Source organism: Phenylobacterium conjunctum (genome assembly GCF_042679085.1).
Taxonomy (GTDB): Bacteria; Pseudomonadota; Alphaproteobacteria; order Caulobacterales; family Caulobacteraceae; genus Phenylobacterium; species Phenylobacterium conjunctum.
In genome coordinates this window covers 22260-48957 of record NZ_JBHTLQ010000030.1, presented here as the reverse complement: position 1 = coordinate 48957, position 26698 = coordinate 22260, and the positions used below count along the sequence as shown (strand labels likewise).

The window sequence follows — 26698 nt, the reverse complement described above, 5'->3', positions numbered from 1 at the left end:
CTCGGCGCCCGCGAGGGCCAGATCCGCGCCGCCGACGCCCAGGTCGCACAGGCCCGCGCGGGCCTTGCGGCCACGCAGGCCCGCCTGACCGACATCGCCCCCAAGGCGCCGGCCGCCGGCCGCATCGAGGATGTCTTCTACCAACCCGGCGAATGGGTCCCGGCCAACCAGCCGATCCTGGCCCTGCTGCCCGACGACCGGGTGCGCCTGCGCTTCTTCGTGCCGGAACAGGCCCTGTCGGCCTATGGGCCGGGCAAGACCGTCCGCTTCGCCTGCGACGGCTGCGCAGCCGGCCTCACCGCCCGCATCACCTACATCAGCCCCCGGCCCGAATTTACTCCGCCGGTGATCTACAGCCGCGAGGCCCGCGACCGGCTGGTGTACCTGGTTGAGGCCCAGCCCAGCGTGCAGCTGAACCCCGGTCAGCCGGTGGACGTCACCCCTCTGGAGCGCGCCAAGTGAATGAGCCCCTGGCCATCGACGTCCGGGGCCTGAACAAGAGCTTCGGCGACAAGCGCGTGGTCGCCGATGTCGATATCCAGGTGCCCACCGGCCGCATCTGCGGGTTCCTAGGTCCCAACGGCTCGGGCAAGACCACCACGCTTCGGATGCTCTGCGGCCTGCTCACCCCGGACAGCGGGACGGGAACCTGCCTGGGCCTCGACATCATCCGCGACGCCGCCGCCATCAAGCGCCGGGTCGGCTACATGACCCAGAAGTTCTCACTCTATGACGACCTGACCATCGCCGAGAACCTGATGTTCGCCGCCCGCGTCCACGGCCTCGACCGCCGCCGCGAACGGGTCGACCAGGCCCTGGAGCGCCTGGGCCTCGCCGGCCGCCGGGACCAGTTGGCCGGGACCCTGTCCGGCGGCTGGAAGCAGCGGATGGCCCTGGCCGTCGCCACCCTGCACGAACCCCGGCTCCTGTTGCTGGATGAGCCCACCGCCGGGGTCGACCCCAAGGCCCGCCGCACGTTCTGGGACGAGATCCACGAGCTGGCGGGTCAGGGCCTGACCGTGCTGGTCTCCACCCACTACATGGACGAGGCCGAGCGCTGTCACGAGATCGCCTACATCGCCTATGGCCACCTGATCGCCCGCGGCACGGCGGACCAGGTCGTCGCCGGCTCGGGCCTGGTCACCTTCAACGGCGAGGGTCCGGGGATCGACCGCCTGGCCCATGAGATCGCCGCCCGGCCCGGCGTCGCCATGGCCGCCCCGTTCGGCGCATCCTTGCATGTCTCCGGGACCGACCGCGCCGCCCTGGAGGCCGCCATCGCCCCCTGGCGGCGCGAGCCCTTCATCTGGACGCAGACCGCCCCCAGCCTGGAGGACGTGTTCATCCGGCTGATGGACCAGTCACAGGACAACTTCCAATGAGCGGGATCTCGGCCACCCGCATCGCCGCGGTTCTGATCAAGGAGTTCAAGCAGCTCACCCGGGACCGGCTGACCTACGCCATGATGCTGGCCCTGCCGGTGATCCAGCTGCTGCTGTTCGGCTACGCCATCAACGCCGAGCCCCGCCACCTGCCGACCGCCGTCCTGGTCCAGGAGGACAGCGCCTTCGCCCGCTCCATCGTCACCGCGCTGAAGACCAGCGAGTTCTTCGACCTCACGGTCCAGGCGCGCAGCGTCGCCGAACTGGACGACCTGGTCCGCTCTGGCGAGGTCCAGTTCGCCATCACCATCCCTGGCGACTTCACCCGCCGCGTGGTGCGCGGCGACAAGGCTCAGATCCTGGTCGAGGCCGACGCCACCGACCCCACGGCCACCAACGGCGCCGTCGCCGCCCTGTCGGCCCTGCCAGCCCAGGCCCTGTCGCGGGACCTGCGCGGCGCCCTGGCCCAGCGCCAGGCCAGGAGCCCGTTCGAGGTGGTGGTTCACCGCCGCTACAATCCCGAAGCCGTCACCGCCTACAATATCGTGCCCGGCCTGCTGGGCGTGATCCTGTCCATGACCCTGGTGCTGATGACCTCGCTGTCCATGACCCGCGAGGCCGAGCGCGGCACCATGGAGAGCCTGCTGTCGACGCCGGTCGAGCCCATCGAGGTGATGATCGGAAAGCTCGCGCCCTATGTGGCCGTCGGCCTCATACAGACCGTGATCATCCTGATCATCGCGCGCACCCTGTTCCAGGTGCCGATGGAAGCGCCGGGCCCCGGTCTCGGCCTGGGGATCGCCCTGTTCATCCTGGGCTCTTTGGCCCTGGGTTTCCTGATCTCCACCGTGGCGCGCTCGCAGCTGCAGGCCATGCAGATGAGCTTCTTCTACATCCTGCCCTCGATCCTGCTGTCCGGCTTCATGTTCCCCTTCCGCGGCATGCCAATCTGGGCGCAAGTCCTCGGCGAGGCGATCCCGGTCACCCACTTCCTGCGCGTGGTCCGCGGCGCCCTCCTGAAAGGCCAGGCCCTGCCGGACATGTGGCGCGAACTCGCGGCGCTCACCGCCTTCGTCTGCGTCGTCACGGCCCTGGCCATGGCGCGGTATCGCCGGACGCTGGACTAGGCGGCATTGCGCGAATACCAGTTTTTGGTATCAGTCTCGCATGAGCAAGAGCACATCGTTCAGCCTCGGCGATCACTTCAGCAGCTTTATTGAGCAGGAGGTCGCAACGGGCCGCTACGGGTCGGCAAGCGATGTCGTGCGGGCTGGCCTGAGGTTGCTTGAGGAACGGGAGCTTCGCCTCGAGGCTCTGCGGTCTGCGCTGGTCGCGGGCGAGGAAAGTGGCCCCGCGACGCCCTTCGACTTCGACGCCTTCCTCGACCGCAAGGCTGGACGAGGCGCCTGACCGTGACGCCGTCCTATGTCCTCACACCGCGTGCGCAGTCGGACATTGAGGACATTTGGGACTTCACAGTTGAGAGATGGGGCGTAGCCCAGGCCGAGCGCTATGTCCGCCAGCTGCAGCGGACCCTTGAGGGCGTCGCCGCACGTCCCCGGCAAGGCCGCGCCTGCGATGACATCCGGCCTGGCTACTTCAAGATCGGCTCAGGCTCCCACCCGGTCTTCTACAGGCTGACCTCCGACGGCATTGAGGTCGTGCGCATCCTGCACCAGAGCATGGACATCGACAGCCACCTCTGAGCCCGCCTTACGACGATTTAAGGTCACAGGCCGCCCGCCCTGGCGTAACAGGTGTGACAAACTGCGCACGCCCAGGGGACCAAAGACCACATGCACAGCCGTCGCGACCTTCTCGCCACCGCCGCCGCCTTCGGCGCCGCCGCCGCCCTGCCCAAGGCGGCCCTGGCCGCCGCCGCCGCCAAGCCCACGGGCGAGGCCGCCAAGATGTACGCCATGTTCGACCGGGCCATGGCCGAGTCGTTCCGCCGCTCGCCCGAGCTGCCGACATATCTCGGCATCGACAACGGCGTGCTGGCCTGGACCAAGTCCGAGCTGTCGGACTTCTCCCTGACCGCCCTGGCCGAGAACAAGGCCAACACCGCCAAGCAGATCGCCGAACTGCGGGCCATCGACCGCAAGCAGCTGTCCGGCATGGACGCGGTCAACTATGACACCGTGCTCTTCACCCTGGACGTCCAGGACGAGGGCAACCGCAAGTTCGAGTACGGCGGCCAGGGCGCAGGCGCACCCTATGTCCTGTCCCAGCTGACCGGCTCCTACCAGTCGATGCCGGACTTCCTGGACAACCAGCACGTCCTGGAGACCAAGTCCGACGCCGACGCCTATATGGCCCGCCTCGAGGCCTTCGGCCGTCTGATGGACCAGGAAGCCGAGGTGGTCCGCCACGACGTGGGCCTGGGCGTCACCCCGCCCGACTTCGTGCTCGACAAGGCGCTCACCCAGATGAACGCCTTCCTGGCCTACGCCCCCGCCGACGCGCCGGTGGTCAAGAGCATCGTGCGCCGCACGGCCGAGAAGAAGATCGACGGCGACTGGGCCGCCCAGGCTGAGGGCCTCTACGCCGAGAAGGTCCGCCCCGCCCTCCAGCGGCAGGCCGACCTGCTGAAGTCCCTGCGCGCCAAGGCCACCCACGACGCCGGCGTCTGGCGCCTGCCCAAGGGCGACGAGTACTACGCCACCTCCCTGCGCCAATACACGACCTCCAACATCACCCCGGAGGAGGTCCACAAGCTGGGCCTGGAGCTGTGCAAGAGCCTGGGCGCCCAGGCCGACGCCCTGATGAAGAAGGCCGGCTACACCAAGGGCAGCGTCGGCGAGCGCTACCGGGCCATGTACGAGGATCCCAAGCAGCACTACCCGAACACGGACGCGGGCAAGGAGCAGCTGCTGGCCCACCTGAACGAGCAGGTGAAGATCATCTCGGCCAAGCTGCCCAAGTACTTCGGGCAGTTGCCCAAGGCTCCGTTGGACATCCGCCGCGTGCCCCCGGCCATCGAGGCCGGGGCGCCGGGCGGCTACTACAATTCGCCGTCGCTGGATGGGAAGCGCCCGGGGATCTACTGGATCAACCTGCGCGACACGGCCGAGAACCCGTCCTGGACCCTGCCGACCCTGACCTATCACGAGGGGATTCCGGGCCACCATCTGCAGCTCGCCCTCAACAACGAGGCCGGCGACCTGCCGCTGATCCGCAAGGTGATCGGCTTCTCGGGCTATTCCGAGGGCTGGGCGCTCTACGCCGAGCAGTTGGCGGTGGAGATGGGCATGTACGACAACGACGTGCTCGGCCACATCGGCATGATCCACGACGCCATGTTCCGGGCCGTGCGCCTGGTGGTCGATTCCGGCATGCATTCCAAGAAGTGGAGCCGCGAGCAGGCGCTGAAGTTCTTCATCGACACCATCGGTGACAACGAGGCCAGCGCCATCACCGAGGTCGAGCGCTACTGCGTGTGGCCGGGCCAGGCCTCCAGCTACATGGTCGGCAAGATCACCTGGCTGAACGGCCGCGAGCGCGCCAAGAAGGCCCTGGGCCGCAAGTTCGACATCCGCAAGTTCCACGATGCGGGCCTGCTCGCCGGCGGCACCCCGCTGACCGTCCTGGACCAGGTGATCGACAACTACATCGCCAGCGCCAAGAAGGGCTGAGGCCGAAAGGCTCCTCCCCCTCTGGGGGAGGTGGCCCAGAGGGCCGGAGGGGGCGGCTTGCGCCAGCAAGCGGTAGCCGTCTCAGCAGTCCGTCCCTGCGGGCCGGCCCCCTCAGTCGCTCCGCGACAGCTCCCCCAGAGGGGGAGCAACTTGGCGCTCTAGCTCCTCCCCCGCGTTGCAGGGGAGGATGAAGCGCCGCCCCCTACCGCGTCGAGGCCAGCTGGTAGAGGAACTCCACATAGGACTGGGTCGCCCCGTCCATGCCCTCGACCTTCGGGTTCGAGCTTTCGATCACATAGTATTCGTTGGGCGCATGCGCGCCCGAGCCATGGCCCAGTCCGAAGTGACCGGCGGGCTTGGACACCGGCGCGCCGGTGAAGATGTAGCCCGGCCAGGAGCCCGCGAGCCGGGGGTTCATCAAGGGCGTCAGGCCTCGGCGACGATAGACCGCCAGCTCCGACTGGATCAGGCCTGACGTCTCCTCGGTCTGGGTCGGGTCATAGCCCCCCGTGACCTTCACCTCGATATCCCCGAACCCGCGCTTGGCCAGGTGCGCCTTCAGCTTGGCGATGCAGTCGGCCGCGGTCTGGTCGGGCACCAGACGCAGGTCGATCTTGGCCACCGCACGGCTCGGCAGGATGGTCTTGCCGCCCACGCCCGTATAGCCACCGACAAGACCCTGGATGTTCACCGTCGGCTCCGCGGCCAGGCGCTCCATCGCCGCCTGGTAGGGCAGGTCGCGCACCCAGTGCTGCACGCCCATCTGCTTCATGACTTCCTTCTCGTCCTGGGCCGCGACGGCCTGGGCGATGAGCTCTTTCTGGCGGGCGGTGAGCGGCTTCACGTGCTCGTACCAGCCGTCGATGGCCGGGTCGTTACCGTCCGCCGAGACCAGGGTGGTCAGCGCCTGCACCAGATGCCAGGCCGGGCTGTCCAGCACCGCCTTCAGGCTGGAATGGATGTCATTGGCCGGCCCACGGCCCCACTTGGCGCCCGTGGAGATCAGCTCCAGCTCGACCGCCCCCTTGGCGCCCAGGTTGATGCCGACCGAGCCGTCCGGGTCCTGGCCCGCCATGGGCATCCAGACCTCGCCGCACTTGGACAGGGCCTTCAGCACCTCGGGCCGGCGCACGACCTGCGGGAAATGCGGCGAGGCGATCTCCTCCTCGCCCTCGGCCACCAGCACCAGGTTCACCGGCAGCTTCTTGCCGGCCCCGCGGATGGCGTGCAGGGCGGCCAGGAAGGTCGCCTCCGGCCCCTTCTGGTTCACGGCGCCGCGCCCATAGAGCACCTTGCCGAAGCCCGGCTTGTCCATGAGGTTCGCCTCGAAGGGCGGCGAGATCCACTCGGCCGGGTTCACCTGCTTCACGTCGTACATGAAGTAGAGCCCCACCGTGCGCGGTGCGCCCGCGTCCAGGGTCGCGAAGATGCCCGGCGCGCCATCGGTGGGCATGCGGGTCACGGACTGGAAGCCCGCGTCCTTCAGCATCTCCATGGTCAGCTTGCAGCCTTCCTCCATGCCCACGCCCTCGGCGCAGATGGAGGGCTGGCGAATCCAGGTCTGCAGCCGCTGGACCGCCTCGTCGTGACGCTTGTCGATCTGGGCGCGGATCGCCTTCAGGTCCGGCGTCGCGGCGCTCGCCCGTCCCCCGAGCGTCAGCATCGCGCCCCCGGCCGCCGCCCCGGCCAGCAGGCCCCGCCGATCCATCATACCTGCGCGCATCATGATCATTCCCCTCAAGCGATCCGGAGCGGAAGGCTAGGAGACTTCAGGCGCGGCGGAAAGCCGGCTTCAGGCCGCCAGCTGCGAAGCCCGGCCATTGGTGCGGAAACGGTCCATCAACTGCTTCAACAGGCTGGCGTCCTTGGACAGGGCGTCGCTGGCGTGGGCCGCGTCGGTGACCTGGGCGGCGGCCTGCTGGGTGGCGATGTCCATCTGGCTGACCGCCTGGCTGACGCTGGACAGGCCGGCGGCCTGCTCCGCGGCTGAGCGGGTGATCTCCCGCATCAGGGTGTCCATCCGCGCGACCTGGGCGGCGATGCCGGCCAGGGTGTCGCCGACGGCGGCCACCGAGCCGACGCCCGCCTCGACCTCGGCGGCGGCGCTCTCCACCAGCGCCTTGATCTCGCGCGCCGCATCCGCCGAGCGCTGGGCCAGCGCCCGGACCTCGGAGGCCACGACCGCGAAGCCCTTGCCGCTCTCCCCGGCCCTGGCGGCCTCCACGCCGGCATTGAGCGCCAGGAGATTGGTCTGGAAGGCGATCTCGTCGATGACGCCGATGATCTGGCCGATCTGGCCCGACGACGCGCTGATCCGCTGCATGGCCTGGACGGCGTTTTCCGCCACCGCGCCGCTGGCCTCGGCCTGGGCGCGGGCCGCGTCGGCCACCCGGTTCGCGGCCTGGGCGTTCTCGGAGCTGGCCTTCACAGCCGAGGAAATCTCCTCAAGCGCCGCCGCCGTCTGCTCCAGGTTCGCCGCCTGGGCTTCGGTGCGCCGCGAGATCTGGTCCGAAACGGTGCGCACGTCCTCCGCCTCCGCGCCCACGGCGCCGGCGATCTCGGCGACCTCGCCCAGGGTCTGGCTCAATGCATGGGCCGCGGCGTTGAAGTCGGCGCGCAGCGCCTCGAAGGCCTCCGGAAAGGCCTCGTTGAGGCGCTGGGTCAGGTCGCCCTTCGCCAGCCGCGACAGGCCTTCGGCGAGACGCAGCATCACCGCCTCGCGAGCCTGCGCTTCGGCTTCGCGCGCCGCCGACAGCCGGCGCTCGGCCTCGCTCTCGTTCTCCGCCCGCAGGCGGGCGGCCTCGGCTTCGCGGGCCACGACCCCGACCTTGAAGGCGTCGATGGAGCGCGCCACCTCGCCCACCTCGTCCGGGCGCTTCATCGAGGGGGAGCGCAGGTCGAACTCGCCTGCGGCCAGGCGCTGGGTGAAGGTCGACAGGTCGACGATCGGGGCCAGCACCCGCGTGCGCAGGATCATGATCCCGGCGCCCAGCAGGGCGTAGAGCACCAGGCTCATCACCACCATCGCGCCCAGGATCTCAAGGATCTCCGTGCGGGCCAGGGCCTCGTTGCGGCCCACATGGGCCACGGCCGCGCTCACCAGGGCGTCCACGGCCCGGCGATGTTCGAGATAGGCGCCGCGTAGCCCGACCACCGCGGCCCGCGCGGTCTCGGCGTCGCCGCGCTTCAGGGCCGGCAGGAGACGGTCGCCGCAGGCCGCCCAGAACCGGTCCGCCGACGGCAGCACCCCATCGCGCAGCAGGCCGCGGACATCCTTCGGCAGGTCGACCTTCTCCCAGTAGCCGACCCGCTGGTCGTAGTCCTGCCTGAGCCGGGTCAGCTTGGCGTCGGCGTCCTGGGGCGTCAGGTCGCCGCCGGCGGCTTCGCGCGCCGTCAGATAGGCTTCGATGAGATAGAGAGGCGGCGGCAGCACATCGGCCACCAGGTCCTTGCTGTCGACGATCTGCCGATAGAGCGGACCCTCGACCCGCAGGCGGGCGAGGCTCACGCCCCCGACGATCATGGCCGCGGTGATGACAACTAGAAGTGCTAGCGCAAAGCCGTTGATGCACGCCTTGATCGTCATGCGTGTAACCCCTGAAGTTCGCCCCCTGGTGGAACCTTAACCCTGTGCGGGTCGGCGACAACAAGCTTGGCCTTTGGTAGACGTTTTGTCGCAGCGCCGACCCCGCCGACCCTTGACGCCAGAAGGCTTTGAGCGGCTTTAGGCCGGGTTCAGAACGGAGCCCGCCCGTGTACGGCATTCTCTGCGCCACGCCCGAGGAGCGGGACGCCCTGCGGGCCCGCTTCCACACCGAGGATCCGCCCCGCACCTTCGGCCCGACCCAGGTCTGGACCGGAACCCACGACGGCCAGGCGATCGCCGTCGCCCTCTCCGGCATCGGCAAGGTCAATGCGGCGGCCGCGGCGACCCTGCTGCTCTCCGTCTACGAGGCCAAAACCCTGATCTTCTCGGGCGTCGCCGGCGGCCTGAACCCCGCCTATGGGGTCGGCGCCGTCCTGTTGGGCGAACGGCTGGGGATCCACGACTACGGCCTGGTGGCCGGCGAGACCTTCATCCGCACCCTGTCCGGCGGCATTCCAGTAGGCGCTGACGAACTCACCGCCCTGGCGCCCGTCTCAGCCGAGGTCCGCGCCCGGCTCGAGGCCCTTCGTGACCACCTCGCCCCGCGCCTGGACGCCCCCGTGGCCCTGGGTGGGATCACCACCGCCGACCACTTCCTGAACTGCGCTACGACCCGCGACACCCTCCACGCCGCGCTCAGCGCCGACGCCATAGACATGGAGAGCGGCGCCGTCGCCCAGATCGCCGAGGAGTGGGGCGTCCCTCTCTATGTGATCCGCACCCTGTCCGACCTGGCCGGCGAGGACAGCCACCTGACCTATCCGCAGATGGCGGCCATGGCGGCGCGCAATTCCGCCCTCTGCGTCGTCGAACTGCTGGACATCCTGGCGCAGGCTTGAGGATTTCACGCGGCCGCGCTTGTGGCCGGCCGAATCCCGTCCCACTTTCGAGCCCATGAGTGACCGCCCGTCCGGCGCGGCGCCGCCACGGCTCGTGGCGGTCCTGGGGCCGACCAATACCGGCAAGACCCACCTGGCCGTGGAGCGGATGCTCGGCCACGCTTCGGGCATGATTGGCCTGCCGCTGCGCCTGCTGGCCCGCGAGATCTACGACCGGATCGTCAAGGCCCGGGGCGCCAGCCGCGTCGCCCTGATCACCGGCGAGGAAAAGATCGTCCCGCCGCGCGCGGTTTATTTCGTCTGCACCGTCGAGGCCATGCCCCTGTCCCGCCAGGTCGAGTTCCTGGCCGTAGACGAGATCCAGCTGTGCGCCGACCCCGAGCGCGGCCACGTCTTCACCCACCGCCTGCTGCACGCGCGCGGCACCTGCGAGACCATGCTGATGGGCGCCGCGACCATGGCGCCCCTGGTCCGCCGCCTCCTGCCCAAGGCCGAGATCGTCAGCCGCGAGCGGTTCTCGAACCTTTCCTATTCCGGCTCCAAGAAGCTGACCCGCCTGCCCCGCCGCAGCGCCATCGTCGCCTTCAGCGCCGACCAGGTCTACGCCATCGCTGAGCTGATCCGCCGCCAGCGGGGCGGCGCCGCCGTGGTGATGGGCTCGCTCAGCCCGCGCACCCGCAACGCCCAGGTCGCCCTCTACCAGTCCGGCGAGGTCGACTTCCTGGTGGCCACCGACGCCATCGGCATGGGCCTGAACATGGACGTCGACCATGTGGCCTTCGCCGGCCTTCGCAAGTTCGACGGCAAGCGCAACCGCTACCTCCACCCGCAGGAGGTGGGCCAGATCGCCGGCCGCGCCGGGCGCTTCCGCACCGACGGCACCTTCGGCGTCACCGGCGATTGCGACGAGATGGACGAGGACCTGGTCGCCGCCGTCCAGGACCACCGATTCGAGCCGGTCACGGCGGCCGAGTGGCGCAACGCCGACCTCGACTTCTCCAGCCTGCACAACCTGATGCGGTCGCTTTCCCGCCCGCCGGAGCGCGAGGGGCTGAAGCTCTCGGCCGAGGCCCTGGACGAGATCACCCTGCGCCAGCTGTCCTCGGACCCGGAGGTCGCCGATCGCTGCCGCGACCGCCAGGCCCTGATGCGCCTGTGGGACATCTGCCAGACCCCGGATTTCCGGAAGACCAGCCAGGAAGAGCACATCCGCCTGCTGCGCGACCTGTTCGGCTTCCTGACCCGCCGCGACCGCCGCATTCCGCCCGACTGGATGGAGGGCCAGATCCGCCACCTCGACCGGCTGGACGGCGAGATCGACACCCTCTCCAACCGCCTGGCCAATGTCCGGACCCTGGCCTACGCCGCCAACCGCCCCGACTGGCTGTCCGACGCCGCCGGCTGGCAGGGTCGCACCCGCGCCCTCGAAGACAGGCTCTCCGACACCCTGCACGAAAAGCTGATGGCGAGGTTCGTCGACCGGCGGACCAGCGCCCTGATGCGCGGCCTGCGCGTGCGCGAGGACATGCTGGCCGGGGTCTCGGGCGCCGGCGACGTCACGGTGGAGGGCCAGCATGTGGGCCGGCTCACCGGCGTCGCCTTCCAGCCCGCCCGCGGCGCCTCCATGCTGGAGGAAAAGGCCCTGCGCGCCGCCGCGGTCGCCGCGGTGGGACCGGAGATCGCCAAGCGCCTGGGCCAGCTGGCCGCCGCCTCGGACGACGCCTTCAAGCTGCAGCCCGACGGGGTGATCCTGTGGCGCGGCGAGGCCACGGCGTCCCTGGCGGGGGGCTCGGCCTTCCAGCCCCGTGTGCGGCTCTATGGCGAGCTCGGCCACGGCGCCGCACGCGAACGCGCCGCCCGCCGCATCGAGGCCTTCCTGGCCGCCGAGGCCGGCCGCCGCCTGGGCGGACTGAAGCGGCTCGAGGCCGCTGTCGCCGACGGCAAGGTCAAGGGCCTGGCCCGCGGCCTCGCCTACCGCCTGATCGAGGCCGGCGGCGTGCTCGACCGCGCCCTGGTGCGCGAGGAGGCCCGGGCGCTGAGCCAGCCAGAGCGCCGCATCCTGAAAAGCTTGGGCGTGCGCCTGGGCGCCTTCTCCATCTGGCTGCCCGCCCTGCTGCGGCCCGAGGCCATGGCGTTCGTGCAAGGCTTTGTCGGCAAGACCTGGCGGCCGGCCATCGACGCCGTCACCCCCCTGCCCCAGCCGCCGCCCTCGCCCCTGCAGCTCGCCGCCTTCGGCCTGCGCGCCGTCGGCGCCTGGGCGGTTCCGGTCGAGGCGCTGGAGCGGCTGGACGGCCTGCTGCGGGCCGCGCCGAAACAGGGTCCCGCCGTGCTGGTCGCCGAGCAGGACCGCGAAACCCTGGGCTGGACCGAGGCCCAGTTGCGCGAGGTGCTGAAGGCCCTGGGCTACACCACCACCGCCAAACCCAAGCCCGGCGAGCCTCAGGCCTGGCGCCGCCGCAACGACAAGCCCAAGACGCCCAAGATCGAGCCCGCCGCGCCCGCCGCCTCGCCCTTCGGCGCCCTGGCCGCCCTCAAGGCCCCGCCACCCCGCCCGGCCAAGCCCGCCGGGCGCCGGCCGAAACGACGCCGACCTGCGAAGGCGACGTCATGAGCGAGGACGCCTGCCGCGCCGATGTCTGGCTCTGGCGCGCCCGGTTCTTCAAGACCCGGACCCTGGCCGCCAAGTTCGTGGACGAGGGCAAGGTCCGCCTGACCCGCGGCGCCGCGCCGGAGACCCGCCTCGACAAGTGCGCGCGGCCGGTGAAGCCCGGCGACCACCTGGTCTTCGCCGTCGGCGGCCGCCTCATCGCCATCCAGATCGAAGCCCTGGGCGAGCGCCGCGGCCCCCCGGCCGAGGCTCGCGGGCTGTATACGGCGCTGGAGGAATAGCTCCTCGCGAACCTCTGATGTCATCCCGGAAAGCGCGCAGCGCTTATCCGGGACCCATAGACACAGATCCATCCGGCGAGACCCGCGCGTATGGGTCCCGGCTCTCCGCTTCGCTACGGCCGGGATGACACGGGGCAATGCGGCTCTTCCCCGAGCGAGCCCACAGGTCCACCATGGCCAAAACGGGGGAAACACTCATGAAGCGCCTGGCCCTGGCCATCGCGGCCGTCTGTCTGACCACCCAGGCCCAGGCCGCCCCGCACCCTGTCGCCGGCCTGGAAAAGCCAGCCGAGATCCGCATCGACCGCTACGGCGTCCCGCACATCTACGCCGGCAGCGTCCGCGACGCCTTCTTCCTGCAGGGCTACAACGTCGCCCGCGACCGGCTGTGGCAGATCGACCTGTGGCGCAAGCGCGGGTTGGGCCTGCTGGCCAAGGACTTCGGGCCGGCCTACGCCGCTCAGGACCGCGCCGCCCGCCTGTTCCTGTTCCGGGGCGACATGAAAACCGAGTGGGCCAGCTATGGCCCCGACGCGCGGTCCTCGACTGACGCCTTCGTGGCCGGGATCAACGCCTATGTCCGCGAGATCCGGGCCGGCGCGCGGCCCCTGCCCAAGGAGTTCGCCCTGGCGGGCTCAAAGCCCGACCTCTGGTCGCCGGACGACGTGGTCCGCATCCGCAGCCATGGCCTGACCCGCAACGTGACCAATGAGGTCGGTCGCGCCCGCATCGCCTGTGTCGCCGGGATCGACGCCGCCCGGCTCTACAAGAACCTCGAACCCGACTGGGCGCCCAAGCTGCCCGCCGGCCTCGATCCCTGCGACATCCCCGCCGACGTGCTCGACGACTACCAGCTGGCCACCCAAGGGGTGAAGTTCGGCGGAACCCAGGCCCGCGCCGCCCTGGACATTCCGCCCGATGCGCTCGGCTCCAACAATTGGACCATCGCCGGGTCACACACCGCCACCGGCCGGCCGATCCTGGCCAACGACCCGCACCGGGAGCACAGCCTGCCCTCCCTGCGCTACATCGCCCACCTGGAGGCGCCTGGCTTCTCGGTGATCGGGGCGGGCGAGCCGGCCCTGCCCGGCGTCTCCATCGGCCACAACGCCACCGCCGCCTTCGGTCTGACCATCTTCCCGGCCGACCAGGAAGACCTCTACGTCTACGAGACCGATCCGAAGGACGCGAACCGCTACCGCTATGGCCAGGGCTGGGAGGCCATGCGCCTCGTCCAGGAGAAGCTGGTGGTCAAGGGCGAGGCCAAGCCACGCACCATCACCCTGAAGTTCACCCGCCACGGCCCGGTGATCCACGAGACGGCGGACAAGCATCGCGCCTTTTCCCTGCGCACCGCCTGGAGCGCGCCGGGGACCAGCGCCTATTTCGGCTCCACGGGCTACATGTCGGCCACCTCCTGGCCGGCCTTCAAGGGCTCGCTCGACCATTGGGGCGCGCCCACCGAGAACCAGGTCTATGCCGACACCGCCGGCCACATCGGCTGGGTGGCCGCCGGCCTCGTGCCGCGCCGACCCAACTGGGACGGCCTGACCCCTGTGCCCGGCGACGGCCGCTATGAGTGGGCGGGCTTCCTGAAGGCCGACGAGTTGCCCAGCGCCGCGGACCCCGCCCAGGGCTGGATCGCCACCGCCAACGCCATGAACCTGCCCGACGGCTATCCCGTGGCCGAGCGCAAGGTCGGATTCGAATGGTCCAACGCCTCGCGCCTCAACCGCATCAGCGAGGTGCTGGGGGCCAATCCCAAGGTCAGCATCCGCGACGCCGCCACCCTGCAGACCGACCCGACCGACGTCTCAGCCCGCCCGCTGATCGCCCTGCTGCAACCCCTGAAGTCCGATGACCCGCAGGTGAGCCAGGCCCTGAACCTGCTGCGCACCTGGGACCTGCGAACCGGCGCGCACAGCGCGGCGGCGGCTGTCTACGAGACCTGGGCGACAAAGCACCTGGGCGGCGCCGTCATCGCCCGCACCGCTCCCGCCGCCGCCCGCCCGATCCTGGGCCAGGGCGACCTCGCCGCCGTCACCCGCTACCTCCAGGCGCCGGACCAGGCGTTCGGCCCCGACCCGACGGCGGGCCGCGACGCCGTCCTGCTCACCGCCCTGAAGTCGGCCATGCAGGAACTCACCGGCCGCATGGGTCCCGATGTCACGACCTGGAGCTGGGGTCGCTTGCACGTGGCGGAGTTCCACCATGCGCTCACCCCCCTCGCCCCCGCCGACCAAAAGGCCGCGCTCGGCGCAGGACCCGCGCCGATGAGCGGAACCGGCCTGTCGCCCATGGCCGCCACCTGGCGCGAGAGCGACTTCCGCCTCACCGCCGGGGCCTCGTTCCGCATGGTCCTGGACGTGGGCGCCTGGGACAACAGCCTGGTGATCAACACCCCCGGCCAGTCGGGAAACCCCGACAGCCCGCACTTCCGCGACCTGTTCCCCTTGTGGGTCTCGGGCCAGTACGCGCCCCTGCTTTATTCCCGCGCGGCGGTGGAAGCGGCGACCGAGGAGGTGCTGGAGCTGGTTCCAGGCCGCGATCCGCCCGCCCTATCATCGCTTGCAGATAAGTTGCGGGTCGCGACGGACCGCCGCCATTGACATCGGGCGCACGCACATTGAAAACGCCGGCCCTCCCTGGAAGTTCGCCGGAAGAGATCGCCCGATGACCTACATCGTCATGGATGCCTGCATCAAATGTAAGTTCATGGACTGCGTCGAGGTGTGTCCGGTGGACTGCTTCTACGAAGGCGAGAACTTCCTGGCGATCAATCCGGACGAATGCATCGACTGCGGCGTCTGCGAGCCGGAATGCCCCGTCGACGCGATCAAGCCCGACACTGAGGACGATCCGGACGGCAAGTGGCTGCGGATCAATTCCGAGTACGCCAAGATCTGGCCGAACATCACCGTCAAGGGCGAGCCGCCGGCGGACCGCGAACAGTACGAGCGCGAGACCGGCAAGTTCGAGAAGTACTTCAGCGAAAAGCCCGGCACGGGGTCCTGATCCCCACTCCTCCCCCACTGGGGGAGGTGGCCCAGAGGGCCGGAGGGGGCGGCTTGCGACAGCAAGCGGTAGCCGAGTCGGATACCGTCGCTGCGCGCCGGCCCCCTCAGCCCCTTCGGGGCAGCTCCCCCAGAGGGGGAGCATCCTCAAGACGCCCGCTGACTCCCTTATGGCATAAGCCCTGCCGCGGACCTTGGGGAAGGCGCGCGGCAGCCGCCGGGGGCAAGCCTTTCAATCGGCTGAATTTTATGCTATCGTCAAAGACGACACGGTGATCGCGCCCAAGGCGCGCCCTGTCTTAACTGCAGAAGAGCCGTTTCCGGCCGATGTGCGCCTAAACAAGGCGAAGGGTGTCTTAGAGGTCTAATCCCGTTTCAAGAGGTTCGGCGCCGCGCAAGGTTTGCGGAGGGGCCTTATTTGTCTTTGGAGCAAGGGGTTGACCAGGCGTCGCGTAGGCCGGCCGGACGAGGTCGAAAGGACTTGAGCTGATGAGCAAGAGCGGTCTGGAATTCTCGGTTGGCGATCACGTGGTCTATCCCGCGCACGGCGTGGGGCAGGTACAGGGCATCGAGACCCAGGAAGTCGCCGGCTATTCGCTCGAAGTCTATGTGATCACCTTCGACCACGAGAAAATGACCCTGCGCGTGCCGACCGCCAAGGCGCGCGGCGCCGGCCTGCGGTCGCTGGCCGAAGGCAATGTCGTCAGCCAGGCCCTGACCACCCTGAAGGGCCGCGCCCGGGTGAAGCGCACCATGTGGTCGCGCCGCGCCCAGGAATACGAAGCCAAGATCAACTCGGGCGACCTGATCTCGATCGCCGAGGTGGTTCGTGACCTGCACCGGGCCGAGAACCAGCCGGAACAGTCCTACTCCGAGCGCCAGCTCTATGAGTCGGCCCTGGACCGCATGGCCCGCGAAGTCGCCGCCATTGAGCGCATCGACCGCGAAGCCGCGATCACCATCCTCAACAAGAGCCTCACCAAGGCCGCGGCCGCTTAGCAGGCGCCCCGCCGAGCGTATTGCGACGCCCGGCCGAAAGGCCGGGCGTTGTGCTTTCAGGATCCCCCCGATGGCCTTCTATTCGACCAAGGACTACGGCAACGAGCGCGGGCTTTCCTGCGCCATGCGGCAGTGGTCGGCCGACAGCCACTGCAACCTGCTGCACGGCTACTCCCTGGGCTTCAAGTTCGTGTTCGCCGCCGAACAACTGGATCATCGCGGCTGGGTGATCGACTTCGGCAAGGGCGGGTTCGGACCCGTCCGCGAATGGCTGCACGCCACTTTCGACCACAAGCTGCTGGTGGCCGACGACGACCCCCAGCGCGACGAGCTGGTCCGCCTGGGCGAACTCGGCCTGGCTGAGGTCCGCGTGGTGCCGGGCGCGAGCTGCGAACAGTTGGCCGCCTATGTGTTCGAAAACGTCCAGGCCATGATCCACGCCGCCACCAAGGGCCGCTGCTGGGTGGTCTCCGTCGAGTGCTCCGAACACGGCGCCAACAGCGGCATCTACGAGAACCCCGCCCACGTCCTGAAATCCGTCACCGCCGAAGCCCTGCAGGCGGCCATCAAGGGCGCATAGATCCTCCTCCTCCCCCATTCGCATGGGGGAGGAGACGTCCCGCCCCCTTGAAACCCCTCAACCCATCCCTACATCCTAGACGCGGGCCGGGCCCCTCTGACGATCATGGAGATCGTGATGTCGGACCGCATCGGGTGCGCTCGATGCCGGGGTTCCCCTGCCCCCCAGGCCCGCGGCGCGGCGCACCCGATCCAATTCAAGAGGATCGCTCGTGCCCCTTCTGCTCTGGCCCAATTGCAACGCTTCCATGTCCAGCGTGAACCGGCGCGGCGTCGAGTTCGACATGTGCCCGACCTGCCGGGGTGTCTGGCTCGACCGCGGCGAGTTGGAGAAGCTGATGGCCGCCGCAGAGGATGAGGCGCGCGCCGCCGCCCCGCAGGCGCCGCCGTTTCAGACCCATGCGCCGCCACCGCCGCGCTACGAGCGTGACGACGACTACCGCCGCCCCCGCTGGGACGACGACGACCACCGTCACCGCTATCCGAAGAAGAAGAAACTCGACCTGTTCGACATCTTCGACTGACCCGAGCCGCAACTCCGCTGGATCGCGGCGACGGCCCTGGCTAAGCCAGCCCCATGGACGCCGACCTCTCCTCGCTTGTGAAGGGCTATGCGCACGCGCGCGGGCTCATCGGCTCGCGCATCGCCGCCGCGCCCTACGGGGTGTTCGTCGCCTATCCGCCGGGCGCCAAGCAGGTAGCGGAGCACTTCGCGGTCAAGGGCCGTCCGACGCCCGAGCCTCTGGCCCGCGACGTCTGGCTGACCGTCTTTGATCCAGATCGCGGACCGGCCGAGCCGCCGCCGCCCGGTCAGGTGCTGGTCTCCTCCGAATACTTCATGGCCGTTCACCTGCCCCGCCCCGAGGCGGCGCTGTCCTATCCGGTCGAGGAGCTGACCACCGCCCGCGCCCTGGCCGAACTGGAGGCCGACGCGACCTACGCCCGCGCGCCGGCCGCTGACGGGGTGTTCCACTTCGTGGTCCGCCAAGCGGGCCGCATCGCGGCGGCCGCCCACTACGCGTTTGGCGAAGGCGGCGACATCGTGGTGGACAGGGTCGCCACCCATCCGGACTTTCGGCGCCGGGGGCTGGGCCAGGCCGTGATGTCCGGCCTGCTGGCCCATGCGCACAGCCAGGGCGCCACCCGCGCCCTGCTCCTGTCCACCCAGGCAGGCGAAAAACTCTACACCGCCATGGGCTTTCAGACCCTGGCCGCTGTCGCCGTCTACGCCGTCTGATACGTCCGTTTTTGACGCATCGCTTCGGGTTTCAATACCACTTCATCAAGTGGCTAAACTCCAGGCCTTCACCGTCGCGGAGTCCAGGTACTCGTCCAGCCGGGTGATCCGGCCGTTCGCCACCTGGATCACCAGGCACGCCGGCAGCTCCAGGCGTCGGCCGTCCGCACGCTCGGCGATCAGCACGTGCTGCTGCACGAAGCCGTTCTCCATCAGGATCATCCGCCGGTCTGAGTAGCTGCGCTTCGGCGCAATGCGGATGAAGCCGCCCAGCACCTTCAGGTTCGCGGCCTTGTCGGTCTCCAGCTTGTCGTCATTGTGCCAGATCACCACGTCGTCGGCGTAGCAGTCGCCGACCGCGGCGATGTCGCCGGCCTCGATAGCGCTGAAGAAGCGGTCCGCCAGGGCCTGGATCTCAGCCGCGGTCATTGGCCCTCTCCCTTGGTCCGGTAGTCGCCGAAGGCGCTGTCGCGGGTCTGCAGCGCTTGCGTCACGCCCTTGCGCAGCTCGGCCATGTAGGTGCGGCTCGCTGGCGTGTGCCAGCCGAGAGCATGCAGGTCGGTGCCGGCGCGGATGCCGGCGCGCATGCCCATGGCCTCCATCTGCCGATGCACCAGCCGCTTGTTCAGCTGCGCCAGCTCCGGATCGACCTTGGCGATCCGCTGCGCCATCTCCAGCACGCCGGCCTCCAGGTCTTCAGCCTTGAACGCGCGGTTGGCGAAGCCCAGCCGCACCGCTTCCAGCCCGTCGAAGGCGTCGCCGGTCAGCATCAGCTCCATCGCCGCGCGCATGCCGACGATCCAGGCATGGTACTGGTTGTCCGGCGGGCTCATGGTCCGCACCGCCGGATAGCCGATCTGGGCGTCCTCGGCGACGTAGACCAGGTCGCAGGCCACAGCCAGCTCCGAGCCGCCCGCCAGGCACCAGCCGTGCACCTGGGCGATGATCGGCTTGGCCAGGTCCCACATACGGAAGCAGCCCTCGACCACGTGCCTGGCCCATTGCCCCTGTCCGCCGGCGGTATGGAACGGCAGCTCGCCCAGGCTCGACAGGTCGTATCCGGACGAGAAGCAACTGCCGGCGCCGCGCAGGATGATCACCCGCACCTCCGGGTCCCGGTCCGCCGCCTCCAGCGCGTCAAACAGCTCGCCGCGCAGGGCGTTGGACAGCGCATTGCGCTTGTTCGGCCGGTTCAGGGTCAGTCGCCGCACGTGTGGCGCGGGGTCATCGCTCAGCAGAATGGGCTCTTCGGCCATGTGGTCCTCCCGTTTTGGGGAAGCCTAGGCGGTTGACCCAAAGGAGGGAAAGCTTGACGTCGGGTCCGGCTTGACGCGCCCGGATCGGCGCCCGCAACTCGCGACCTCATAACAAGAGGAAACGCGCCATGAAGCTTCACACCTCCGTCGGCCCGAACCCGCACATGGTGCGCATGTTCATCGCCGAAAAGGGCCTGACCATCCCGCAGGTCACCGTCGACATCATGGGCGGCGAGAACCGCCGTCCGCCCTATGCGGACAAGGTCAACATCGCCGGCCAGACGCCCGCGCTCGAGCTCTCCGATGGCGCGACGATCACCGAGATCACCGTCATCTGCGAGTACATCGAGGAGAAGCACCCGACGCCGGCCCTGATCGGCTCGACCCCGGAAGAGCGCGCCGAGACCCGCATGTGGACCCGCCGCATCGACCTCGGCGTCTGCGAGCCCATGGCCAACGGCTTCCGCGCTTCGGAAGGCCGTCCGATGTTCGAGTCGCGCATGAAGCTGGTGGGCGCGGAAGGCGCCGCGGACCTGAAGGCCATCGCCCGCGATCGCCTGCTGTGGCTGGACGGCCAGATGCAGGGCCGCACCTTCATCTGCGGCGACCGCTTCAGCCTCGCCGACATCCTGCTGTTCGCCTTCCTGGCCTTCGGGGCCCAGGTCGGCCAGCCGATCCCGGACGAAGCCGGCTGGGTCAAGGCCTGGTTCGAGCGCGTGAAGGCGCGCCCGAGCGCCGCGGCCTAGGCCCCGCTCAGTCCGCTGCGCCGGCAACCGGCGCGGCGGACGCTGGCCTCGGCCCGTGGGCCAGTTCACGGGCCAGGGTCTGCTGGTCCAGATCCTTGTCCCAGCGCGCCACCACCAGGGTCGCGACGCCGTTGCCCACCAGATTGGTCAGGGCCCGGCACTCGCTCATGAACCGGTCCACGCCCACCAGCAGGGCCAGCGAGGCGATCGGGATGTTGGGCACCACGGCCAGGGTCGCCGCCAGGGTGATGAAGCCGGCGCCGGTCACTCCGCTTGCCCCCTTCGAGGTCAGCATGGCGATCGCCAGCAGGGTCAGCTCCTGCTGCCAGGTGATCGGCGTATTGGTGGCCTGGGCCAGGAACAGGGTCGCCAGGGTCATGTAGATGTTGGTGCCGTCGAGGTTGAAGCTGTAGCCCGCCGGGATCACCAGCCCCGCCGTCGACTTGCCCGCGCCCAGCCGCTGCAGCTTCTCGATCATCTGCGGCAGCACGGACTCGGACGACGAGGTGCCGAGCACGATCAGCAGCTCTTCTCGGATGTAGCTGATGAACTTGAAGATCGAGAAGCCGGCCAGGGCTGCAATGATCCCCAGCACCACGATCACGAAGATCAGCGAGGTCGCATAGAAGGTCGCCACCAGCGCCGCCAGCTTGACCAGGGCCGCGACCCCGTACTTGCCGATGGTGAACCCCATGGCCCCGAAGGCGCCGATGGGCGCCAGCTTCACCACCACCCCGATGATCCCGAAGAATACCTTCGAGGCCTCGTCGAGGAAGTGGGCCACCTTGTGGCCGAACTCCCCCATCCGCGTGCAGGCGAAGCCGGTGATGATGGCGATCACCAGCACCTGCAGCAGCGCGCCCTCGGCGAAGGCGCCGAAAAAGGTGTCCGGGATCAGGTCGAGCAGGTATTCCGACAGCTTCGGCGCCTCGTGGGCCTTCTCGACATAGGTCGCGGCGACGGAGGGATCGAGGGTGGCGGGATCAACATTGAACCCCTCGCCCGGCTTCACCGTACGGCCCACCAGGAGGCCGACGGCGAGCGCGATGGTCGAGACGACCTCGAAGTAGAGCAGGGTCTTCAGGCCCAGCCGGCCAAAAGCCTTCATGTCGCTCATCCGGGCGATGCCGCCGGCGATGGTGCAGAAGATGACCGGGGCGATGGCCATCTTGATCAACTTGATGAAGCCGTCACCCAGCGGCTTCAGCGCCACGCCCGTCTCGGGCCACAGGGCGCCGACCAGGATTCCCAGGGCGATGCCGATCAGCACCTGGACATAAAGCACCTTGAACGGCCGCAAGAGCGCCATCGCAAATCCCCCTCGCCGGCTGTTCCAAGCCCGGCCCCATTGCGCTATCACCGCGCCGCACGGCCCGGTAGCTCAGCAGGATAGAGCAGCGCTTTCCTAAAGCGAAGGTCGGGGGTTCGAGTCCCTCCCGGGCCGCCACGCAGTGACGTTGATTTTTCTCAGTTTTTTGGGAACAAGCGGAGGAGACTCGAACCTCCAACCTTCAATCCGTCAGGCGGTTTCCTACCTCGCGCCTATTTCCCTGTTATGAGAAATCACCGGTTCCGAGGTGACGGATTCGCCGAAATGGCGCCGGAAACTCCGGGCGTTCAGCCCGACCATCGGAATGCGAGAAAAGTTCGAGTCCCTTCCGACCCGCCAAGTAGGCGCACCAACCAGTCTCCGCAGCGCAGCCCGCCCCAAAAAGTCCTGACATTCCAGGACTTGGACCGGTCATATCCGTCAGCCGAGCCGAAATAACGGCCACGAACACCCTGAATTCTGGGCCCCAAATGGGCCCGGTCTCCGCGCCTCGAAAACCGTGACGGATTTCCCTGCAATAGGGAATTCAGTCGGGAAAAACTGAGAAATCCGGTGCCAGGACGGGACGTCAGTCGCGTACAAGTCGCTGATCTTGCGCCATATTTTACGCCCGTGGGCCCTGAATTCCCTATGCAACATTAGGGAATCTGTCGGGCCTCCTTAGGGAATTCAATCAGGCAGAACGGGAACTATCGTTCTCGATCTAGGGAAGCGATCCAATCAGCGTGATCCGCCCAGGCCAAGGGCATCGGAGTCTTCAGTAAAGACCGGAGAGAAAGCCCCGGGTGGTGTCGCCCTTGGAGCAGAGCTTGCTGCACCTCGGGAGCCAGGAAGGCTAGCCGCCCAATCTGCCGCTCATGTTGCGTTGGCGGCGCCTGCGCCTCAACGATCAAGTCTCCAGCCGTGAGCGGCGAGGCGTGCAGAGCAGCAAGGTCACGATGCGCTCGCTTAAGGGCCGCAACGATTGCAGGGTTCGGCGACCTACGCTGATAGGCGTCGCCCCCAAGGACGCGCCGACGCCCACCACGCAACTTCATGCGTATGGGCAGCACCACTCGAATGCAGTCCCCACCATCTCGTTCAGGCACAGCCTGTTCGCCCGCCTTAAGCCCCTGACGGATAGCGGCCAGCGCTAGGTCGGGGTGATCGCCATCGAAAAGGTGCTGGGCATCAATGACCAGGTGCGTTTCTTCGGCGCGGGCTTCTACCTTGCGTAGGTAACGCGCGAGCTCCGCGGTCTGAACACCTCGCCGTCCAGACAATCGCTGCAGGACGGTGACGAGAAGCTCCTCTATGGGCTCGGCCGGAATCCGTCGGATCACATCGGCCGCCGAAGCCATTGGGGCCCCGACCTGAAGGTCCATCGAAATGTAGTAGCGATAAAGCCGGCCGCCCTTGCCGTAGGCAAAACTCGGGCTCATTGGGCGCCCTGTCGCATCGTAGAGCACGCCGGCGAGGGCGCCTGACGTTGCTTTCGCCGCGCCTTGGCGTCGGACAGCGGCCTTGTCGTTCAGAGCCTCGGCGACCTTGTCGAAGAGCTCTCGCGTGACGATCGCGGGATGCAGGCCAGGGTGCGCCTGGCCCTTGTGAGCGATCTCCCCCAGATAGATGCGGCTGGTGAGAATGTGGAAGATCGCGCCCCGGGACAGTGCGACCCCACCTTTCTCGACACCCGCACGGGTTATCCAGCGCTTCGATCGGATCCCAGCAGCCAGGCACTCTGAAGCGAGCAGTCGCGCCGATCCAAGTTCCAGATAGCGCCTGAAAATCCAGCGCACGGACGACGCCTCAGGCTCATTGATCGAAAGCGATCGACCGTTGATGTCGTAGCCTAGGGGCGGCAATCCCCCCATCCACATGCCTTTGGCCTTTGAGGCCGCGATCTTGTCACGAATGCGTTCGCTCGTGACCTCGCGCTCGAACTGCGCAAACGACAGCAGCACGTTCAGCGTAAGCCTGCCCATGCTGGTGGTGGTGTTGAACGATTGGGTGACCGACACGAACGAGACAGATCGCGCGTCGAAGATTTCCACGATCTTGGCGAAATGGGCCAATGACCGCGTCAAGCGATCGACCTTGTAGACCACGACAACGTCAATCCGTCCGGCCTCGGTGTCGGCCAACAGGCGGGCAAGCGCCGGTCGCTCCATCGTCCCGCCAGAGTAAGCCCCATCGTCATAAGCCGTGGGCACCAGCTGCCAGCCCTCCCCGACTTGGCTGCGTATGTAGGCTTCGCAGGCCTCCCGTTGAGCGTGAAGGCTGTTGAAGTCCTGCTCCAGGCCCTCGTCGGACGACTTGCGGGTATAGATCGCACACCTAAGCTTCTTGGTCATTTGTCCGCGCCCTTATCGCGGAGCCCGAAGAAGCGTGGCCCGTTCCACTTCACGCCAGTGATGGCGAACGCCACCTTGGACAGACTGGGGTAGATGCGTCCTTCCCAGCGGAAGCCTTGTTCGACGACGTCGACGGTTTGCAGCTGTCCACGCCATTCCCGCTCAAGCCGCATACCGGGCTTCAGATCCGGCCCGCCTGCTGCACCGCGCTGCCCGAGCAGCTTCAAGGTCTCTGGGCTAAGGCCACCGAACCAAGCTTCCTGTATGCGCCAAGCTAGCAAGCGCGCCAGCAGGTCTGAGGACCGCAATCTGGGTGGCGCGCCGAATCTGCGCCGCCACTCAGCCCGGAGCCCCTCCAGATCGAGCCCCTCCAGAGCGCGTACTTCTGCCCTGATGTCATCTGCCAACTTCGCCAAAACACCCCTCCATGAAGGGCGCGGCCGCTGCGCCGCCCCTACTGGCTGGGCCTCGGCGTGGGCTCACGGCCGAGGCCAGGGGTCAGGTCGATGTCGAAGTACCGCTCATCGGGGGCTTGAAGTCCACGAGATTGGGAGATCTGGGAGGATCTTTTCGAGGTTTCACTGGCTAGGGCTCCCCAGGCTTGAAGGCCAAATCCTCGATGACCATCACGTTGCTCTTGCGGACGATGTATCCCATCGACTCCAGCCGCGGCTTGAGGTTGCGCGCCGGGAACGGCGGACGCTGGCCTTGGCTGCGCGACCAGTGCGCGAAGGCCGCATAGAGCTCGCTGGTCTTGACGCGCTGCCCCGGCGCGTTGGCGCACTTCTCATCCAGGAACGCACGCAACGGGTTGGCGGCCGCGATGAAGCTGTCGCGCGCCTCCAGGCAAGCCTTGGGCGGCTCAAAGTGACCGCGCTCGCGCAGCCGAGACAGGCCCGCGATAAACAGGTTCAGCACCCCTGGGAGTTCCGTCTCGATGATCTGCTGAGCAAGACCAAGTTTGATTTCTTCGGGCTTGAAGTGCCGCTGAAAGGGGATGACGTGGAGACGCCGCATCATGCCCCGGGAAGTGTCATCCAGCTGGGGCACGCCATTCGTCGCGATGATGGGCATCACCATCGAATTGAACGAGGTGCCATGCGTCGAGCGGACCCGACGAGTGTCGATCGCCTTGTTCTCCGAGATCTTCTTCAGAAGCCCGGATTTCAGATTCTCCCCTGCCTCACCGTCGTCCTCGACGAAGAGCAGCTTGTTCTCAAGGTTGGCCAGGACAAAGCGGTCAGCTGACAGCCCGCTCAACGCGCCGCTCCAGATCTGCTCACGCCCCACCACGGCTTCGAGCACACGCAGCAGGGTCGACTTGCCGTTGGCGCCCGCTCCCCAAAGAAACAGGCAGGTGGGGATGTCGCGCCGCCCCTGGCTCGCATAGCCCAGGAGTTCCAACGCGTGCGCGGCAACGCGCTCCGGCTCCAGCAACGGGGAGAAAATGTCGCTGATGAACTGCTCAAAGCGCGGCGCCTTGGCCTCGGGCTCATAAGTGACCGGGGACACATAACGCATGCCGGTCTCAGGCCTATGAACTCTTCGGCAGACGTTCCCCTTGGCGTCGATCCAGACTTCACCGTTGAGGGCATTGATAACCGGCGGCGGGTCACCTGACATGATGTCGTCCGCAGACGGCGCGAGGTCCTTCACCAACTTGATCGCCCGGTCCACGATCGACGCGGAACCGCCATAGGTGTCGGGTCGACACAGAAGCATGGGCGACATGACTCCGCGAAGCTTGTGGTCGCTCATCGGGGCCCAATGCGTACCTACAAACTCCATCAGACTGCGATCTGGGTTCACGGCGAGATGCAGCCCGAGCTCATAGGTTTGAGCCATGGTATCGAGCGCTAAGGCCGCGGCGGGACTACTGCGCTTCAGGTCACACTGCCGCTGAATATGGGCTTCAGCCATCTTGAGTCGGGCCATCGGCAACCCCGTCCGGTCACTCAGGACACCGAGAAGATTGGGCGGCGGCACGGGCAAGGCCTGGGAAGCGGCAATCAGCCGATAGGCCACGCAGGACGGCGTTTCGCTGGTCAGCGTCATCGCTTCTGCAAGCAGGTTATCTGGGGTGGGGGGCGGAAGTTCCGCGCTGTCGAGCGCCATTTGGCCTGTCTCCGGATCGTACCGGGCCAGCCGCTCGCTTTGCCGTTGGTTGGAGGACCAACGCCATTCGGCGGCTGACCCTCCATGATTTCAGCAACGGCTAGGCTCAACGATTCGCAGTTATGGTCAAGGCGCTGACAGGACCTCGGTGTCGGACAGGATCTGATAGATCCGAACCCCCTCGACCTTGGTCGAGATGACATTCAGTCCCCTTGCCTTCTTAACCGTTCCAGCGATTGCGCCGCGCACGGAGTGCGCCTGCCAGCCGGTCGCCGCCATCATTGCGTCAAGCGTCGCGCCGGTCGGTTGGCGTAAGAGATCGACCAGGCGATCGATCTTCCCGGGCCCCTTGCCGGGCTCAGGCTTGGGCTTGTCGATAGCGGACTGTGCCCGCGGCGCGGGGGCGATCGCAGGGCCCTGCACCTCGGGCTCACGCCCAATGGCGACCAGGCCTGCGGTCGTCGCCAGGAGCCGGCTCGGCCCATCGGCCTTGGGCAGAGAGATCAACAGCCCACGCTTGATGAGCGCGCCACTCGTCGCTCGCATTTCGGGCTGAGCCTCAAGGCCGGCGTCGCCCGTGTCGGCCACCAAGGTCAGTAGGCGGGTCTGGGCTTCGGTCAGTTTGGTCATGTTTTCCTCGTCGATTGGAGGCGACCGATGAGGCCGGCCGCTACCGAGACGAGCCCGGGACCAACCGG

25 protein-coding genes and 1 tRNA gene are annotated in these 26698 nt (G+C 68.0%); 17 read left to right on the top strand and 9 right to left on the bottom strand.

Annotated features, from left to right (window positions below; genetic code table 11):
* The 6 genes from ACFQ27_RS13530 to ACFQ27_RS13505 all read left to right on the top strand — a co-directional run.
* Window positions 1–462, top strand: a 462-nt coding sequence (locus tag ACFQ27_RS13530; protein ID WP_377353954.1) for an HlyD family secretion protein, incomplete at its 5' end; no start/stop codon positions are given.
* Window positions 459–1382, top strand: a complete 924-nt coding sequence (locus ACFQ27_RS13525) for an ABC transporter ATP-binding protein (RefSeq protein ID WP_377353953.1) — start codon at window positions 459–461, stop codon at window positions 1380–1382. The genes ACFQ27_RS13530 and ACFQ27_RS13525, both read left to right, overlap by 4 nt.
* Window positions 1379–2509 carry an ABC transporter permease gene (locus ACFQ27_RS13520; protein WP_377353951.1) on the top strand — a complete coding sequence of 377 codons (1131 nt, stop codon included), beginning with the start codon at window positions 1379–1381 and terminating at the stop codon, window positions 2507–2509. The genes ACFQ27_RS13525 and ACFQ27_RS13520 overlap by 4 nt, the downstream gene beginning before the upstream one ends.
* A 40-nt stretch (window positions 2510–2549) precedes the next feature.
* Window positions 2550–2792, top strand: a complete 243-nt coding sequence (locus tag ACFQ27_RS13515; RefSeq protein ID WP_377353950.1) for a type II toxin-antitoxin system ParD family antitoxin — start codon at window positions 2550–2552, stop codon at window positions 2790–2792.
* Between the two features lie 2 nt (window positions 2793–2794).
* Window positions 2795–3088 (top strand): type II toxin-antitoxin system RelE/ParE family toxin, encoded by a 294-nt coding sequence (locus ACFQ27_RS13510; RefSeq protein ID WP_377353949.1) that lies wholly within the window; start codon window positions 2795–2797, stop codon window positions 3086–3088.
* Between the two features lie 90 nt (window positions 3089–3178).
* Entirely contained in the window at window positions 3179–5017 is a 1839-nt protein-coding gene (locus ACFQ27_RS13505) for a DUF885 domain-containing protein (protein WP_377353948.1), read from the top strand.
* Between the two features lie 202 nt (window positions 5018–5219).
* Here ACFQ27_RS13505 and ACFQ27_RS13500 read toward each other — a convergent pair whose 3' ends face one another.
* Window positions 5220–6743, bottom strand: coding sequence for a M20/M25/M40 family metallo-hydrolase (locus ACFQ27_RS13500; RefSeq protein ID WP_377353947.1), 1524 nt, complete (start codon window positions 6741–6743; stop codon window positions 5220–5222).
* 66 nt (window positions 6744–6809) lie between these two features.
* A complete protein-coding gene (locus ACFQ27_RS13495) occupies window positions 6810–8603 on the bottom strand; it encodes a methyl-accepting chemotaxis protein (protein WP_377353945.1) in 1794 nt (597 codons plus the stop codon).
* A gap of 167 nt (window positions 8604–8770) precedes the next feature.
* On the opposite strand from ACFQ27_RS13495, the gene mtnN reads away from it, so the two are divergent.
* From mtnN to ACFQ27_RS13450, 9 genes are all read left to right on the top strand, one after another.
* A complete protein-coding gene (gene mtnN / locus ACFQ27_RS13490) occupies window positions 8771–9502 on the top strand; it encodes a 5'-methylthioadenosine/S-adenosylhomocysteine nucleosidase (protein ID WP_377353944.1) in 732 nt (243 codons plus the stop codon).
* Window positions 9503–9557: 55 nt separating this feature from the next.
* Window positions 9558–12113: a helicase-related protein gene (locus ACFQ27_RS13485; protein WP_377353943.1), complete on the top strand. Its 2556-nt coding sequence runs from the start codon at window positions 9558–9560 to the stop codon at window positions 12111–12113.
* Window positions 12110–12391 (top strand): RNA-binding S4 domain-containing protein, encoded by a 282-nt coding sequence (locus ACFQ27_RS13480; RefSeq protein ID WP_377353942.1) that lies wholly within the window; start codon window positions 12110–12112, stop codon window positions 12389–12391. Before ACFQ27_RS13485 ends, ACFQ27_RS13480 begins: the two co-directional genes overlap by 4 nt.
* Before the next feature lie 197 nt (window positions 12392–12588).
* Window positions 12589–15000, top strand: coding sequence for a penicillin acylase family protein (locus tag ACFQ27_RS13475; RefSeq protein WP_377353941.1), 2412 nt, complete (start codon window positions 12589–12591; stop codon window positions 14998–15000).
* A 64-nt stretch (window positions 15001–15064) separates the two neighbouring features.
* Window positions 15065–15406 carry a ferredoxin FdxA gene (gene fdxA / locus ACFQ27_RS13470; protein WP_374348317.1) on the top strand — a complete coding sequence of 114 codons (342 nt, stop codon included), beginning with the start codon at window positions 15065–15067 and terminating at the stop codon, window positions 15404–15406.
* A 488-nt stretch (window positions 15407–15894) separates the two neighbouring features.
* Entirely contained in the window at window positions 15895–16404 is a 510-nt protein-coding gene (locus tag ACFQ27_RS13465) for a CarD family transcriptional regulator (protein WP_374348320.1), read from the top strand.
* Between the two features lie 70 nt (window positions 16405–16474).
* A complete protein-coding gene (locus tag ACFQ27_RS13460; protein WP_374348322.1) occupies window positions 16475–16984 on the top strand; it encodes a 6-pyruvoyl trahydropterin synthase family protein in 510 nt (169 codons plus the stop codon).
* A 211-nt stretch (window positions 16985–17195) separates the two neighbouring features.
* Window positions 17196–17507 carry a TFIIB-type zinc ribbon-containing protein gene (locus ACFQ27_RS13455; protein WP_377353940.1) on the top strand — a complete coding sequence of 104 codons (312 nt, stop codon included), beginning with the start codon at window positions 17196–17198 and terminating at the stop codon, window positions 17505–17507.
* A gap of 53 nt (window positions 17508–17560) precedes the next feature.
* The gene (locus tag ACFQ27_RS13450) at window positions 17561–18220 is read left to right on the top strand and encodes a GNAT family N-acetyltransferase (protein ID WP_377353939.1); all 660 of its coding nucleotides are present in this window, start codon (window positions 17561–17563) and stop codon (window positions 18218–18220) included.
* A 45-nt stretch (window positions 18221–18265) separates the two neighbouring features.
* Here ACFQ27_RS13450 and ACFQ27_RS13445 read toward each other — a convergent pair whose 3' ends face one another.
* Both ACFQ27_RS13445 and ACFQ27_RS13440 read right to left on the bottom strand, forming a co-directional pair.
* A complete protein-coding gene (locus ACFQ27_RS13445) occupies window positions 18266–18649 on the bottom strand; it encodes a nuclear transport factor 2 family protein (protein ID WP_377353937.1) in 384 nt (127 codons plus the stop codon).
* Entirely contained in the window at window positions 18646–19476 is an 831-nt protein-coding gene (locus ACFQ27_RS13440) for an enoyl-CoA hydratase-related protein (protein WP_377353936.1), read from the bottom strand. Before ACFQ27_RS13440 ends, ACFQ27_RS13445 begins: the two co-directional genes overlap by 4 nt.
* 128 nt (window positions 19477–19604) lie before the next feature.
* Between ACFQ27_RS13440 and ACFQ27_RS13435 the strand changes: the two genes are divergently transcribed.
* Complete coding sequence (locus tag ACFQ27_RS13435) at window positions 19605–20222, top strand: glutathione S-transferase family protein (protein WP_374348333.1); 618 nt, start codon at window positions 19605–19607, stop codon at window positions 20220–20222.
* 7 nt (window positions 20223–20229) lie between these two features.
* Here ACFQ27_RS13435 and ACFQ27_RS13430 read toward each other — a convergent pair whose 3' ends face one another.
* Window positions 20230–21531, bottom strand: coding sequence for a dicarboxylate/amino acid:cation symporter (locus ACFQ27_RS13430; protein ID WP_377353935.1), 1302 nt, complete (start codon window positions 21529–21531; stop codon window positions 20230–20232).
* A gap of 61 nt (window positions 21532–21592) precedes the next feature.
* Between ACFQ27_RS13430 and ACFQ27_RS13425 the strand changes: the two genes are divergently transcribed.
* Window positions 21593–21669, top strand: a tRNA-Arg gene (locus ACFQ27_RS13425).
* Window positions 21670–22241: 572 nt separating this feature from the next.
* Here the strand turns inward: ACFQ27_RS13425 and ACFQ27_RS13420 are convergent.
* From ACFQ27_RS13420 to ACFQ27_RS13405, 4 genes are all read right to left on the bottom strand, one after another.
* Window positions 22242–23885 carry a recombinase family protein gene (locus tag ACFQ27_RS13420; protein ID WP_377353934.1) on the bottom strand — a complete coding sequence of 548 codons (1644 nt, stop codon included), beginning with the start codon at window positions 23883–23885 and terminating at the stop codon, window positions 22242–22244.
* Entirely contained in the window at window positions 23882–24292 is a 411-nt protein-coding gene (locus ACFQ27_RS13415) for a DUF2924 domain-containing protein (protein WP_377353955.1), read from the bottom strand. The genes ACFQ27_RS13420 and ACFQ27_RS13415 overlap by 4 nt, the downstream gene beginning before the upstream one ends.
* A gap of 178 nt (window positions 24293–24470) precedes the next feature.
* A complete protein-coding gene (locus ACFQ27_RS13410) occupies window positions 24471–26000 on the bottom strand; it encodes a DNA primase family protein (RefSeq protein ID WP_377353933.1) in 1530 nt (509 codons plus the stop codon).
* A 126-nt stretch (window positions 26001–26126) separates the two neighbouring features.
* On the bottom strand, window positions 26127–26630 hold the full coding sequence (locus ACFQ27_RS13405) for a DUF3489 domain-containing protein (RefSeq protein WP_377353932.1): 504 nt from the start codon (window positions 26628–26630) through the stop codon (window positions 26127–26129).
* Window positions 26631–26698 lie beyond the last annotated feature (68 nt).